This is a genomic window from Sphingobacterium hotanense (genome assembly GCF_008274825.1).
GTDB lineage: Bacteria > Bacteroidota > Bacteroidia > Sphingobacteriales > Sphingobacteriaceae > Sphingobacterium > Sphingobacterium hotanense.
This window is the reverse complement of record NZ_CP030848.1, coordinates 836,567-850,414: the sequence shown is the minus strand read 5'-3', so window position 1 is coordinate 850,414 and position 13,848 is coordinate 836,567. Positions and strand designations below refer to the sequence as shown.

Below are 13,848 nucleotides of genomic sequence, written 5' to 3'. Positions count from 1 at the left end.
GATTTAGGCAATTAAACAAGTGCCAAATTTACGCTGTTGGTACAGATGTAAATTATTGGCATTGCCAATATACACATTGCTAACCCCCTTTGCAATAGCATCAAATGCATTTTGTAACTTGGGAATCATGCCATCGTGTATAATTTTATTATCTTTTAACTGCTGAAATTCTCCGGAACGGATGGTCTCGATTACGGAGTTTTCATTATCCACGTCTAATAGGACACCATTTTTCTCGAAGCAATAGATTAATGAAACTTCGTAGACATTTGACAGGGCGATGGCTAAGGAAGATGCAATGGTATCTGCGTTGGTATTCAAAAGCTGCCCCATGCCATTATGAGTAATTGCAGAAAAAACCGGCGTGAATTCGGCTTCCAGAAGTTTCTTTATCGCAAGGGAATTCACCGAATCTGCAAGGATATCTCCGGCAAATCCGTAGTCAATGTCCCGAACCGGACGTTTGATCGCCTTGATTACATTGGCATCAGCCCCGCACAAGCCTATAGCATCGCAATTCAGCTTTTGCAGATTGGCTACTATATTCTTGTTGGTAAGCCCCGCGTAGACCATGGTAACCACATCCAGCATCGGTCCATCAGTGATGCGACGTCCTTCGACCATCTTAGCTTCTATACCTAAATCGGCAGCGATACGCGTTGCGATTTTGCCACCACCGTGGACTAATATTTTACGTCCCTGCAACGCAGAGAATTTTTCGAGGAAAGCATCTAATTGAACAGAATCGTCAATGATGTTTCCACCGATTTTTATAATGTTTAATACCGACATTCTATTTTATTTCAAACCCTCCAACAACCTCTTCAATACCACTTGCGCAGCCCACACACGATTGCCTGCTTCTTTGATCACTAAAGAATTCGGCCCGTCGAGAATTTCTGATGATAACTCAAGGTCGCGTCTAACAGGTAGACAATGCATAACCTTCGCATCATTTGTCAGCTTTAATTTTTCATTATTCATCATCCAATCCTCAGATACCGGATATACCGCTCCGTATTCTCTGAAAGAAGACCAGTTTTTTACATACACGAAATCCGCGTCGGCCAAGGCTTCATCAAGTTTGTTACTGATGTTGGCCCCCTCCGTAAATCCTTCGGATAATTCGTATCCAACCGGATGCGCAATAGTGAAATCCACCAAGCCCTCTTCTTGTGCCTTACACATCCACTCTGCAAACGAGTTTGGAACAGCTTGCGGAAGTGCTTTCACATGAGGCGCCCAAGCAAGTACTACTTTAGGTTTATCTTTCTTTTTATGCTCTGTAATGGTAATCAAATCGGTTAGACTCTGCAATGGATGTCTAGTAGCACTTTCTAAAGATACCACCGGTACGCCTGCGAACTTGACGAATTTATTAAATAGATCTTCGGTATAGTCTGCTTCCTTATCTTTCAGTGATGGAAATGAACGTAGTCCCAGGATATCGCAATACTCGCCCATAACAGCCGCAGCCTCTCGGATGTGCTCTACGGTCGTGCCATTCATAATAACGCCGTCACGAGTCTCTAATGCCCAGCCATCTTTATCCATGTTCATCACAATGACCTGCATCCCAAGATTCATCGCTGCCTTTTGGGTACTAAGACGCGTACGAAGACTTGGATTTAAGAAAACCAAACCAATTGTTTTATGCTTGCCAAGGTCTTCGTTGCCAAAAGGATTGGCTTTTAACGTTAATGCCTCGTCTACTATAGCTTTTAGATTTTTTACATCCGCTACAGAAAAAAAGTTCTTCATGTCGATATAATTAAGCTTTCAAACGCTCGTCAAAAGCTGTTAAAAAGCGATCTGCAATTTCTTTAGTAATATTCAATGCTGGTAAAATACGAATCACATTCGGCTTTGCCTCTCCTGTAAAAATCTTGTTGATCAACAATAGATCTTTCTTCACTTGCGCAAGCTCTTCAGGTAACTCAATACCGATCATCAACCCCCGGCCCCTAACTTCCAACACCTGATCAAACTTCTTAAGTTCCTCAATCAAATAATTCCCAACTTGCTCAGCATTCTGAAGTAGATTCTCCTCTTTGATAACATCTAATACGGCAACAGCTGCAGCGCATGCTAAGTGATTTCCACCAAAGGTAGTGCCTAATAAACCATATGACGCCTTGAACTTTGGAGCTATAGTGATACCGCCAATAGGGAAACCATTTCCCATACCTTTAGCCATCGTATAGATATCTGCTTCTACACCTGCATAGTCATGCGAATAGAACGAACCAGTTCTTCCATAACCACATTGCACGGAATCTGCAATATATACTGCACCGTAAGTATCGCTCAATGAACGAATAGCTTTTAAAAAGGAAACCGATGCCGCGCGAATACCACCGACACCTTGAATTCCTTCAATAATGACAGCAGCGATTTCGTCTCCATACTCCCGAAATGCTTTAGTTAAAGCTTCTTCGTCATTAAACGGAAGAAACACAACATTGTCAGTTTGATTAACTGGCGCAACAATGCTAGGGTTATCGGTCGCAGCAACCGCTAACGACGTACGACCATGAAACGACTTGTTGAAAGCAATTATCTTCTTCCTTCCGGTATGAAAGGATGCTAATTTCAATGCATTCTCATTCGCTTCAGCACCGGAATTACAAAGAAATAAGGTATAGTCAGACTTTCCAGACACCTCGCCTAACTGTCGGGCAAGTTGTTGTTGAATAGGAATTAAAACGGAATTTGAATAAAAACCAATCTTATCCAACTGATTTTTAAGCGCCTCCACATAGTGAGGATGCGTATGGCCTATAGAAATGACAGCGTGGCCGCCGTACAGATCCAAGTACTCTGTGCCTTGTTCATCCCATACCAATGATCCTTTTGCTTTTACGATATTGATAGGATTAACAGGGTAAACATTAAAAAGTTCCATTTATTATGCTTTCGTATGATGTGAATTACAAATATATGTAGTAATAGTTTACGAATCTTGATAAAATAAAAAAAGTCCCCTTTTGCAAGGGGACTTTCTTATTTCGTTAAAAAATCAATGATTATTCATCAACTTTTTTACCGCCGTCTAATTCAGCTTTCAATTTTTCTAATTCTTCGAATTTACCGTCAGCTGCTAATTGTGCTTGTTCAGCCCAAGTAGTAGGATCAGAAGTATTGAAGTTAGAACCAGCTTCAGCTAAAATTTCTTTAACTTTTTCTGCATCAGTTTTAGCTAATTCAGCGTAAGTATCGATTCCAGCAGCTGCTAATACTTCAGCAATTTTAGGACCGATACCTTCAACGATTGTTAAATCATCACCTTTAGCAACTGGAGCTTTTGCTTCAGTCTCAGTAGGTTTTTTCTTTGATGTAGAACGACGACGAGTAGATTTTTTCTCAGTTTTAGCAGTTTTTCCGTAAACTTCGTTGTAGTCTACTAATTCGATAAATGCCATCTCTGCGTTATCACCTAAACGGTTTTCCAATTTGATGATACGAGTGTAACCACCTGGACGAGAAGCAACTTTTTCAGATACTTCGCGGAATAAGATAGTAACAGCATCTTTATCTTTTAAGTAAGCGAATACCGTACGACGTGAATGTGTAGTGTCGTTTTTAGATTTTGTAATCAAAGGCTCAACGTAAGTACGTAAAGCTTTAGCTTTTGCTAAAGTCGTAGTAATACGTTTGTGTTTAATTAATGAAGTCGCCATGTTAGCTAACATCGCCTTACGGTGACTGTCAGTGCGGCCTAAGTGATTAACTTTTTTTCCGTGTCTCATTTTTTTAATTTGTTTTTGTGCGTACCGTTCTTTCTTTCAAGCTTGTATCGTATAATCAGATTATTATCTCTACTCCCAAGAGGAATTACGCAACAGGTCGCTTATTATAGTAATTTATTATTCTTCGTCTAGCTTGTACTTAGACAAGTTCATACCAAACGATAAACCTTTAGATTTAACTAACTCTTGAATCTCGCTTAAAGATTTCTTACCGAAGTTGCGGAATTTCAACATATCTGCAACGTCGTAAGTTACTAATTCTGCTAATGTGCGGATATCAGCTGCTTTCAAACAGTTCAAAGCACGAACTGAAAGATCTAAGTCAACTAACTCCGTTTTCAAAATCTTACGCATGTGTAAGATCTCTTCATCAACAACCTTAGTCTCTTCTTTAGTTTGAGATTCCAACAACATGTTCTCATCAGAGAATAACATGAAGTGTTGAATTAAGATTTTAGCTGCTTCTTTCAAAGCATCTTCTGGATGAATAGAACCATCAGTAGAGATGTCTAACAACAATTTCTCGTAGTCAGTCTTTTGCTCAACACGATAGTTCTCAATGGTATATTTTACATTTTTGATCGGAGTGTAGATAGAATCGATCGCGATCATTCCAACAGGACCGTCAACTACTTTATTTTCTTCCGCATTCACATAACCACGACCTTTACCTACCGAGATTTCAACCTCTACAGTAACGGAGTTATCCATGTTACAGATAACCAATTCAGGGTTTAATACAGTGAAATTGTTAGAGAATTTAGTAATGTCTCCAGCTGTAAATTGATCTTGGCCGTTGATAACTACAAAGATTTTCTCGTTATCGCCTTGCTCACCAGTCTTTTTGAAACGTACTTGCTTCAAATTAAGAATGATTTCCGTAACATCTTCTACCACGCCTTTAATCGTAGAGAATTCGTGCGAAACGCCTGAAAATCTTACCGACGTAATTGCATATCCTTCTAGAGAGGACAATAAAATACGGCGCAAAGCATTACCAATAGTTACACCAAAACCTGGTTCTAATGGACGAAATTCGAAAGTACCATCAAAATCAGTTGATTTTTGCATGATAACTTTATCCGGTCTTTGAAATGCTAAAATTGCCATTTATGTTCTTTTAAGTTTTAGTACTTGATATGATATAATACTAACATGCAAACTTTAGTAGAATGCATGTTAGTATCATTTATTATTTAGAGTATAACTCTACAATTAAATTTTCTTTAATGTTCTCTGGAATGTCAGCTCTTTCAGGGTAAGTTACGAAAGTACCTTTCAATTCGTTTGCATCCCACTCTAACCAGCTGAATTTGTTGATTTTTCTTCCAGCTACCGAGTTTGAAATCGCTTCTAATGATTTCGAACGCTCGCGAACTTCAATAACATCACCAGGGCGAATGCTATATGATGGAATGTTAACTACTTGACCGTTAACAGTAATATGCTTGTGCGAAACTAATTGACGAGCAGCTGAACGTGTAGGAGCGATTCCTAAACGGTAAACGATATTATCTAAACGTGCTTCTAATAATTTCAAGAAGTTCTCACCTGTAATACCTTGTTTTGCTGCTGCTTTTACGAATAAGTTAGAGAATTGACGCTCTAATACACCGTAAGTATATTTAGCTTTTTGTTTCTCTAATAACTGAATTGCATATTCAGATTGTTTTCCTCTTCTTTTTGAAGGACCGTGTTGGCCTGGAGGATAGTTTTTCTTTTCTAATGCCTTATCTGGGCCGAAAATTGGCTCTCTAAATTTACGAGCGATTTTGGACTTAGGTCCTGTATATCTTGCCATTTGTTTGTTCTGTTTGAAGTATCATTCAGCCTTTAGCTGAAGAATCTTATCTTAAACACTCTATTATTAAACTCTTCTACGTTTTGGAGGACGACAACCGTTGTGAGGAAGTGGAGTAATATCCTTAATCGTCGTTACGTCGATTCCAATTGTTTGTAAAGAACGGATCGCCGACTCACGTCCAGCACCAGGTCCTTTTACAAAAACTTCAACTTTACGCAATCCTAAGTCGTATGCAACTTTACCACAGTCGTTAGCAGCTTGTGAAGCAGCATATGGAGTGTTCTTTTTAGAACCTTTGAAGCCCATCTTACCAGCTGAAGACCATGAAATTGTTTGACCTTGATTGTTAGTCAAAGTTACGATGATGTTGTTAAAAGTAGCGTTGATATGAGCTTGACCAACAGGCTCAATAACTACGATACGTTTTTTAGTAACTTTTTTACTTTTAGCCATTTCTTAATTACTTATTATTTAGTAGCTTTTTTCTTGTTAGCAACTGTCTTACGTTTTCCTTTACGAGTACGAGAGTTGTTTTTAGTGCGTTGACCACGAACTGGTAAGTGTTTACGGTGGCGTAATCCACGGTAACAACCAATATCCATCAAACGTTTGATGTTCAATTGTACTTCTGAACGTAATGCACCTTCAACTTTGATTTCATCGTTGATGATAGTACGAATTGCAGCTAATTGATCATCATTCCATTCCTGAACTTTCACGTTCTGATCGATGCCTGCTTTATCTAAGATATAAGCAGCAGTGGAACGACCAATACCGAAAATATAGGTAAGGCCAATAACACCTCTTTTGTTTTTAGGTAAATCTATACCTGATATCCTTGCCATATAATATTTTAAGCGATTATGTTAATAACTACCCTTGACGTTGTTTGAACTTAGGGTTCTTTTTGTTAATTACAAAAACTTTTCCTTTGCGACGGATGATCTTACAATCCGCACTGCGTTTTTTAATTGATGCTCTAACTTTCATTTTTATAAGTTTTTTATACTGCTACCAATAAACCGGAGCCTATTTATAGCGGTATGTAATTCTTCCTTTGGTTAAATCATATGGAGACATTTCCAACTTCACTTTATCACCCGGCAGAATTTTGATGTAGTGCATGCGCATTTTCCCAGAAATGTGGGCAATGATCTCATGACCATTCTCTAGCTCTACACGAAACATCGCGTTTGAAAGTGCTTCCTTTATGATACCGTCTTGTTCTATCGAGGCTTGTTTAGCCATATAAGCTCTTATTTTTGTGTATAAATTCGCAAAACAGGAGTGCAAAGATAAATAAATTAATTGAAAACCAACTACTTTTTATCTAAAACTTTCTCTATTGCATCAAAATTTAATAATACGTCCGGTTTGCCCTTTCTGATCGCAACCATCTGCTCAAAGTGAGCTGAAAGTTTACCATCAATGGTACTTACTGTCCATCCATCGTCCCAAAACTTCACGCCTCCTTTACCTGCATTGATCATAGGTTCAATACAAATTACTAACCCCTCTTCAAGTTTAGGACCGGAACCTCGCTTACCGTAGTTTGGCACTTCAGGTTTCTCATGTAAATGGAAACCAACACCGTGTCCTACAAGTTCGCGAACAATACCATAGTTATAACGCGTTACGTATTCTTGAACGGCTGCAGATATATCCCCGACACGTTTACCAGCTACCGCTTCATCAATACCTTTGTAAAGTGAAGCTTTAGTAACATCCAGTAATTGCTGTGCTTCCGGAGAGATCTCACCTACACCAAAAGTATAAGCAGAGTCACTAATAAAACCATTTAAATTAACACCACCATCAACAGACACGATGTCTCCCTCTTGCAACACATACTCACTTGGAAAACCATGAACGATTTGATCATTCACCGAAATACAAAGCGAGTACGGAAAACCGTGGTAATTTAAAAACGCAGGTGTACCTTTATGATCTTTGATAAATTCAAAAGCGAACTGATCAAGAGACAATGTTGTGATACCCGGTTTAACTAACGAAGCAATTTCAGCAAGTAACTGCGAGAGTACATTTGCTGACTCTCGCACTTGCTCAATTTCTTCGTCTGTTTTATAATATACTTTAGACATTCAAAAATTAAATTGCTGATTGGTCGTAACCCTCAACTGTTGTTGCCGAGCTACGGCCTTTTACTCTACCTGTCTTCATCAATCCGTCGTAGTGGCGCATCAACAAGTGACTTTCAATTTGTTGGATGGTATCCAACACTACCCCTACTAAGATCAACAACGAAGTACCACCATAGAAATGAGCGAATTGGTTGTTAACACCAAACAATGTAGCAATCGCTGGTAAAATAGCAATCACAGCTACAAATATTGCCCCTGGGAATGTAATGTGAGAAATCACATTATCGATAAACAAATTAGTTTCATATCCAGGTTTAACGCCCGGAATAAATCCACCATTCTTTTTCATATCCTCCGACATCTGCTGAGGATTAACCATGATTGCGGTGTAGAAGAATGTAAATGCGATGATCAACAAAGCAAATACAACATTATACGTCACAGATGTATAGTTACTCAAAGACGTCAGGAAGTCCGATTGCACGTTCGGGAAGAACTGCGTTAAGGACATCGGAAGGAACATGATCGCTTGCGCGAAAATGATTGGCATTACACCTGCTGCATTCACTTTCAAAGGAATGTACTGACGAACACCACCGATTTGTTTATTTCCAACGATTTTCTTAGCGTATTGTACAGGAATCTTACGAACCCCTTGAACCACAAGAATGGTAAATATTACAACGAAGAACAAGGCTACGAATTCTAATAACAATGGAATTGGACCACCACCACTAGGACTCATTCTTGATCCCCACTCTGCTGTAATACCTGCAGGAAGCTGCGCGATAATACCTGCCATAATAATAAGTGAAATACCATTACCGATACCTTTATCAGTAATCTTCTCACCTAGCCACATCACAAACAGTGTACCTGCTGTCAACACGATTGCAGAAAGAATAGAGAACATCGGATCAGCAATAGTTTTCGCTTCAGGACCGATTTGTGTCTTCACGTATGCAATTGACTGTACCAAAGTAATCGCTACTGTTAGGTAACGAGTAATTTGCGTCATCTTCTTACGCCCAGACTCTCCCTCTTTTTGCATTTTCTGAAAAGCAGGAACAGCTATCCCCAATAACTGCACAACGATAGATGCGGAGATGTATGGCATTACGCCTAATGCAAAAATTGCCGCACGTGAAAAAGATCCACCGGCAAACATATTGATTAGGTTCATAATATCATTACCACCTTCTCTGTTTACTACCAATGCATCCGGATTAACACCTGGCAATACCACGTGACATCCTATGCGGTATATTAAAAGAAATAGTAACGTATTTAAAATACGATTACGTAGTTCTTCAATCTTCCATATATTGGTTAAGGTTGTGATTAGTTTCTTCATGTATTATTACAGTTTAACGATAGAACCACCTGCTGCTTCAATAGCTTTTTGAGCTGAGGTAGAGAACGCATGAGCTTTAACTTCTACTTTCGCAGTAAACTCACCACGACCTAAGATTTTCACCTTGTCGTTTTTAGAGATTAAACCGTGAACATTTAAAGTTTCAAAGTCTACAGTCGTTAAATTGTGTTTCTCAACTAAACCTTGTAATACATCTAAGTTAACACCTACATATTCTACACGATTAATGTTTTTGAATCCGAATTTAGGAACGCGACGTTGTAAAGGCATTTGACCACCTTCGAAACCAATCTTCGTAGAGTGACCTGAACGAGATCCGGCACCTTTGTGTCCACGAGTTGAAGTTCCGCCACGACCTGATCCTTGACCACGACCAATACGTTTCTTACTTTTTGTTGAACCAACTGCTGGTTTTAAATTACTTAAGTTCATTTTAAACTTGATTGTGTTACGCCTTCGCTCTCACTAAACAGGCAATAACCTTTTAATATTTAATGAATAAACAGAATGGAAAGGACTGTGAGAAATCCTTTCCATTGTTATTTTTAAACAGTTTCTACTGCTACTAAATGATTCACTTTACGAACCATACCAATGATTGCTGGTGTAGCTTCAACTTCTACTGAGTGATTGATTTTTTTCAAACCTAATGCCTCAATAGTTTTCTTTTGGCGCTCGCTTCTGTCGATAACGCTCTTTATCTGGGTGATTTTAATTTTTGCCATGATATTAACCGTTAAATACTTTGTTTAAATCGACACCACGTGTTTGTGCCACTGTATAAGCATCACGCATGTTTGCTAAAGCGTCGATAGTAGCTTTAACAACATTGTGAGGGTTAGAAGATCCTAATGATTTTGCTAATACGTCAGTGATACCTGCAGACTCTAAAACTGCACGCATAGCACCACCCGCTAATACTCCTGTACCGTGTACAGCTGGTTTAATCAAAACTGAACCACCAGAGTATTTACCGTACTGCTCATGAGGAACTGTACCTTTAATGATAGGAACTTTCACTAAGTTTTTCTTAGCGTCATCAATACCTTTAGTAATTGCTTCAGTAACCTCTTTTGCTTTACCTAAACCGTATCCTACGATGCCATTCTCGTCACCAACTACAACGATAGCCGAGAAACTGAAGGTACGACCACCTTTAGTAACTTTCGCTACACGTTGGATGCTTACTAAGCGATCTTTTAATTCAATCTCGCTTGATTTTACTCTTTTAATATTGCTTAATGCCATTTCTTTCTTTGATTAAAAGTCTAAACCGCCTTCGCGAGCACCTTCAGCCAATGATTTAATACGGCCATGGTATAGATACCCATTACGGTCAAAAACTACTTTGCTAATTCCTGCTGCGATCGCTTTCTCAGCAACCATTTTACCTACAGCTTTAGATTGATCAACTTTGTTACCTGATGCAGCAAATTCTTTTGATGATGAAGAAGCAGACACTAAAGTCTTACCCAATGTATCATCAATGATCTGTGCATAGATACCTTTATTACTTCTAAAAACCGTTAAACGCGGACGTTCTGTAGATCCAGCCAGGTGTTTTCTGATTCCTTTTTTTATTCTCGCTCTACGAGTTGATTTAATTCCTGCCATGGTTATTATTTTTTAGCTGATTTACCTGCTTTTCTTCTTAATACTTCCCCTGCGAACTTAATACCTTTACCTTTGTATGGCTCTGGTTTACGGAAGCCGCGGATTTTCGCTGCTACCTGTCCGATTAATTGTTTGTCAATTGACTCCAATGTAATTGTAGGGTTCTTACCTTTTTCAGCAGTAGTTGTAACTGTAATTTCCTTTGGCAATACGAAAACAATCTGGTGAGAGAATCCTAAAGTTAACTCTAATGTATTACCAGTGTTTGAAGCACGGTAACCAACACCCACTAACTCTTGTGTAGTTTTGTACCCTTCGGTTACACCGACTACCATGTTGTTAATCAAGGCGCGGTATAAGCCGTGTAATGCTTTGTGTTTCTTTTGTTCTGTAGGACGTGTAACGACGATCTGACCATCTTCTTCTTTAACAGTGATGTCGCTGTCCACTTGTTGTGTTAATTCACCTTTAGGGCCTTTTACTGTCAACAAGTTCTTGTCTGATACAGTAATTGATACTCCCGAGGGAATAGCAATTGGCGCTTTTCCAATTCTTGACATTTCTTTGTGTGTTTTTTCCTAGATTAATAAACGTAACATAAAACTTCACCACCAACATTTTGAACGCCAGCTTCTTTATCCGACATTACACCTTTAGATGTAGATAGGATAGCAATACCTAGACCGTTCAGAACACGAGGAAGGTTGTCAACATTTGCATACTTTCTTAAACCAGGTTTACTCACACGTGTCAAAGTGCGAATAGCCGGTACTTTGCTAATTGGATGGTATTTCAAAGCAATTTTGATTGTGCCTTGAGGACCTTCTTCAATAAATTTGTAATTAGCAATGTAACCCTTGTCAAAAAGAACTTTAGTGATTTCTTTTTTTAGGTTCGATGCAGGAATTTCAACAACCCTGTGGTTGGCCTTAATGGCATTCCTTACTCGTGTAAGGTAATCCGCTATTGGATCTGTATTCATTATTTATAAAAATTATGATAATGGTTTCCATCCTTTACCTAAAGGACAGACCTATTATCTGTTAACAATATTTGCAATGCAAAAAAAACCCGATAAACCGCATTACGCGATTTATCCGGGCAAAAGTAAATATTTTTTTTGGTTTACCAAGAAGCTTTTTTCACCCCTGGGATTTTTCCGTCTAATGCCATCTCACGGAATGTTACACGAGAGATACCAAATTGACGCATATATCCCTTAGGACGACCTGTTAATTTACAACGATTGTGCAAACGTACAGGTGAAGCATTCTTAGGTAATTTGTCTAAAGCTGCATAGTCACCAGCTGCTTTTAATGCAGCACGTTTCTCAGCAAACTTCGCAACTAATTTCTGACGCTTTACTTCGCGTGCTTTTAATCCTTCTTTAGCCATTGTTGTTCGAATTTTGATTTTTGAATGGTAAACCGAATTGTTTCAATAACTCTAATGCTTCGATGTCATTCTTAGCAGAAGTTACGAAAGTGATATCCATACCTTGGATCTTATTGATTTTGTCAATGTTGATCTCAGGGAAGATGATCTGCTCAGTAATACCTAAGTTGTAGTTACCGTGTCCATCGAATCCTTTATCGTTGATACCGCGGAAGTCACGGATACGAGGTAATGAAACAGCAATTAAACGATCTAAGAATTCGTACATATTGTTGTCGCGTAATGTTACACGAGCACCAATAGGCATGCCTTTACGCAATTTAAAGTTCGAAATATCTTTTTTAGACTTTGTCGGAACTGCTTGTTGTCCTGTGATCAAAGTTAACTCGCCAATTGCATTGTCGATTAATTTCTTGTCAGCAGTAGCAGCACCAATACCTTGAGATACAACGATCTTCTCCAATCTAGGAACTTGCATAACGCTCTTGTATTGGAATTTCTCTTTTAGAGCTGCACGGATCTCATCCGCGTATTTCCCTTTTAATCTCGGTGAATAAGTCATTATTTAATCTCCTCCCCTGATTTTTTTGCGTAACGTACTATTTTACCATCTGCATTTACTTTACGTCCAATACGAGTAGTATTACCTGTTTTAGGATCGATTAAAGCAATGTTAGAGATGTTAATCGCAGCTTCCTTCTCGATGATACCACCGTTAGGGTTTGCTGCACTAGGTTTAGTGTGTTTCTTAACGATATTAGCGCCTTCTACGATAGCTCTATCTGCATCCACTAAAATTTGTAAAACTTTTCCTTGAACACCTTTAGAGTTACCAGCGATAACTTTCACTAAATCTCCTTTTTTAATTTTGATTTTGTGAGTAGTAGTTTTTTTCTTCTGTGCCATAATTATAAAACCTCCGGTGCTAGTGATACGATTTTCATGAACTGCTTCTCACGTAACTCTCTGGCAACTGGGCCAAAAATACGAGTACCGCGAGGCTCATCGTTATTGTTTAACAATACTGCAGCGTTATCATCGAAACGAATGTAAGAACCATCTTTACGACGAATCTCTTTTTTCGTACGAACTACAACTGCTTTAGAAACTGAACCTTTCTTCACGTTTCCTGAAGGTATAGCGCTCTTTACGGTAACAACGATCTTATCACCGATAGATGCATAACGCTTGCGCGTACCGCCCAATACACGGATTACTAAAACCTCTTTAGCTCCGCTATTGTCAGCTACATTTAATCTTGATTCCTGTTGTACCATTATTTAGCCCTTTCTAAAATTTCAACTAATCTCCAGTTTTTTGTCTTACTCAGCGGACGAGTTTCCATGATTAATACCGTATCGCCGATACCGCAGGTATTCTCTTCGTCATGAGCTTTGAATTTAGTAGTTTTTTTAACGAACTTACCGTAGATAGGGTGTTTCACTTTACGCTCAACCGCTACTGTAATCGATTTGTCCATTTTATTGCTAACTACTAAGCCGATTCTTGTTTTTCTTAAATTTCTTTCCATTTCGACTTAATTTTTATGCCTCAGAGGCTGTTTCAGATTTTGCTGCATTCTTACGCTTTGAAACCTCTGTAGAGATACGAGCGATAGTTCTGCGAGCTGCTTTGATAACATTTGGGTTCTCAATAGCAGAAACAGCGTGTGCAAATTTCAATTTGTTAAAGGCAGCTTTCTCTTCTGCAAGACGAGCTGTTAAATCCTCTGTTGATAATTCTACGATTTCTGAATTTTTCATTTTTTTCCAGTGTTGGGTCGGGTTATCTAAACTTTTAATATTGCCT

The 13,848-nt window shown here is 38.7% G+C and carries 24 protein-coding genes; all 24 read right to left on the bottom strand.

Going from position 1 to position 13,848, the window contains the following annotated elements; translation table 11 throughout:
- Positions 1–3: 3 nt before the first annotated feature.
- Positions 4–792: an acetylglutamate kinase gene (gene argB, locus DSM08_RS03545; RefSeq protein WP_149524852.1), complete on the bottom strand. Its 789-nt coding sequence runs from the start codon at positions 790–792 to the stop codon at positions 4–6.
- Positions 793–798: 6 nt separating this feature from the next.
- A complete protein-coding gene (locus tag DSM08_RS03540; protein WP_149524851.1) occupies positions 799–1,761 on the bottom strand; it encodes a Rossmann-fold NAD(P)-binding domain-containing protein in 963 nt (320 codons plus the stop codon).
- Positions 1,762–1,771: 10 nt separating this feature from the next.
- Positions 1,772–2,905, bottom strand: a complete 1,134-nt coding sequence (locus tag DSM08_RS03535) for an aspartate aminotransferase family protein (RefSeq protein ID WP_149524850.1) — start codon at positions 2,903–2,905, stop codon at positions 1,772–1,774.
- Between the two features lie 121 nt (positions 2,906–3,026).
- Positions 3,027–3,749 carry a 50S ribosomal protein L17 gene (rplQ, locus tag DSM08_RS19350; protein ID WP_149524849.1) on the bottom strand — a complete coding sequence of 241 codons (723 nt, stop codon included), beginning with the start codon at positions 3,747–3,749 and terminating at the stop codon, positions 3,027–3,029.
- A 117-nt stretch (positions 3,750–3,866) separates the two neighbouring features.
- Complete coding sequence (locus DSM08_RS03525) at positions 3,867–4,859, bottom strand: DNA-directed RNA polymerase subunit alpha (protein WP_149524848.1); 993 nt, start codon at positions 4,857–4,859, stop codon at positions 3,867–3,869.
- Positions 4,860–4,941: 82 nt separating this feature from the next.
- Positions 4,942–5,550: a 30S ribosomal protein S4 gene (gene rpsD / locus DSM08_RS03520; protein WP_149524847.1), complete on the bottom strand. Its 609-nt coding sequence runs from the start codon at positions 5,548–5,550 to the stop codon at positions 4,942–4,944.
- A gap of 66 nt (positions 5,551–5,616) precedes the next feature.
- Positions 5,617–6,006: a 30S ribosomal protein S11 gene (rpsK, locus tag DSM08_RS03515; RefSeq protein ID WP_149524846.1), complete on the bottom strand. Its 390-nt coding sequence runs from the start codon at positions 6,004–6,006 to the stop codon at positions 5,617–5,619.
- A gap of 14 nt (positions 6,007–6,020) precedes the next feature.
- Positions 6,021–6,398 (bottom strand): 30S ribosomal protein S13, encoded by a 378-nt coding sequence (gene rpsM / locus DSM08_RS03510; protein ID WP_149524845.1) that lies wholly within the window; start codon positions 6,396–6,398, stop codon positions 6,021–6,023.
- A gap of 28 nt (positions 6,399–6,426) precedes the next feature.
- A complete protein-coding gene (gene ykgO / locus DSM08_RS03505; RefSeq protein WP_013665024.1) occupies positions 6,427–6,543 on the bottom strand; it encodes a type B 50S ribosomal protein L36 in 117 nt (38 codons plus the stop codon).
- 39 nt (positions 6,544–6,582) lie between these two features.
- Complete coding sequence (gene infA, locus DSM08_RS03500; protein ID WP_021071231.1) at positions 6,583–6,801, bottom strand: translation initiation factor IF-1; 219 nt, start codon at positions 6,799–6,801, stop codon at positions 6,583–6,585.
- Positions 6,802–6,872: 71 nt separating this feature from the next.
- A complete protein-coding gene (gene map, locus DSM08_RS03495) occupies positions 6,873–7,655 on the bottom strand; it encodes a type I methionyl aminopeptidase (RefSeq protein ID WP_149524844.1) in 783 nt (260 codons plus the stop codon).
- A 7-nt stretch (positions 7,656–7,662) separates the two neighbouring features.
- Positions 7,663–9,009, bottom strand: a complete 1,347-nt coding sequence (gene secY, locus DSM08_RS03490; RefSeq protein ID WP_149524843.1) for a preprotein translocase subunit SecY — start codon at positions 9,007–9,009, stop codon at positions 7,663–7,665.
- A 6-nt stretch (positions 9,010–9,015) separates the two neighbouring features.
- Positions 9,016–9,462: a 50S ribosomal protein L15 gene (gene rplO / locus DSM08_RS03485; protein ID WP_149524842.1), complete on the bottom strand. Its 447-nt coding sequence runs from the start codon at positions 9,460–9,462 to the stop codon at positions 9,016–9,018.
- Positions 9,463–9,575: 113 nt separating this feature from the next.
- Positions 9,576–9,755: a 50S ribosomal protein L30 gene (rpmD, locus tag DSM08_RS03480; RefSeq protein ID WP_149524841.1), complete on the bottom strand. Its 180-nt coding sequence runs from the start codon at positions 9,753–9,755 to the stop codon at positions 9,576–9,578.
- A gap of 4 nt (positions 9,756–9,759) precedes the next feature.
- Complete coding sequence (rpsE, locus tag DSM08_RS03475) at positions 9,760–10,278, bottom strand: 30S ribosomal protein S5 (protein ID WP_149524840.1); 519 nt, start codon at positions 10,276–10,278, stop codon at positions 9,760–9,762.
- Between the two features lie 12 nt (positions 10,279–10,290).
- Positions 10,291–10,644 carry a 50S ribosomal protein L18 gene (gene rplR / locus DSM08_RS03470; protein ID WP_149524839.1) on the bottom strand — a complete coding sequence of 118 codons (354 nt, stop codon included), beginning with the start codon at positions 10,642–10,644 and terminating at the stop codon, positions 10,291–10,293.
- A 5-nt stretch (positions 10,645–10,649) separates the two neighbouring features.
- On the bottom strand, positions 10,650–11,204 hold the full coding sequence (gene rplF, locus DSM08_RS03465) for a 50S ribosomal protein L6 (RefSeq protein ID WP_149524838.1): 555 nt from the start codon (positions 11,202–11,204) through the stop codon (positions 10,650–10,652).
- A gap of 23 nt (positions 11,205–11,227) precedes the next feature.
- Entirely contained in the window at positions 11,228–11,626 is a 399-nt protein-coding gene (gene rpsH / locus DSM08_RS03460; protein WP_149524837.1) for a 30S ribosomal protein S8, read from the bottom strand.
- 143 nt (positions 11,627–11,769) lie between these two features.
- Entirely contained in the window at positions 11,770–12,039 is a 270-nt protein-coding gene (rpsN, locus tag DSM08_RS03455) for a 30S ribosomal protein S14 (RefSeq protein ID WP_093100399.1), read from the bottom strand.
- Positions 12,032–12,601 (bottom strand): 50S ribosomal protein L5, encoded by a 570-nt coding sequence (gene rplE / locus DSM08_RS03450; RefSeq protein WP_149524836.1) that lies wholly within the window; start codon positions 12,599–12,601, stop codon positions 12,032–12,034. The genes rpsN and rplE overlap by 8 nt, the downstream gene beginning before the upstream one ends.
- Entirely contained in the window at positions 12,601–12,945 is a 345-nt protein-coding gene (gene rplX / locus DSM08_RS03445; protein ID WP_149524835.1) for a 50S ribosomal protein L24, read from the bottom strand. The genes rplE and rplX overlap by 1 nt, the downstream gene beginning before the upstream one ends.
- A gap of 2 nt (positions 12,946–12,947) precedes the next feature.
- Entirely contained in the window at positions 12,948–13,316 is a 369-nt protein-coding gene (rplN, locus tag DSM08_RS03440) for a 50S ribosomal protein L14 (RefSeq protein WP_037498951.1), read from the bottom strand.
- The gene (gene rpsQ, locus DSM08_RS03435; protein ID WP_149524834.1) at positions 13,316–13,570 is read right to left on the bottom strand and encodes a 30S ribosomal protein S17; all 255 of its coding nucleotides are present in this window, start codon (positions 13,568–13,570) and stop codon (positions 13,316–13,318) included. Before rpsQ ends, rplN begins: the two co-directional genes overlap by 1 nt.
- Before the next feature lie 13 nt (positions 13,571–13,583).
- Positions 13,584–13,802, bottom strand: a complete 219-nt coding sequence (gene rpmC / locus DSM08_RS03430) for a 50S ribosomal protein L29 (RefSeq protein ID WP_149524833.1) — start codon at positions 13,800–13,802, stop codon at positions 13,584–13,586.
- Positions 13,803–13,848: the final 46 nt, after the last annotated feature.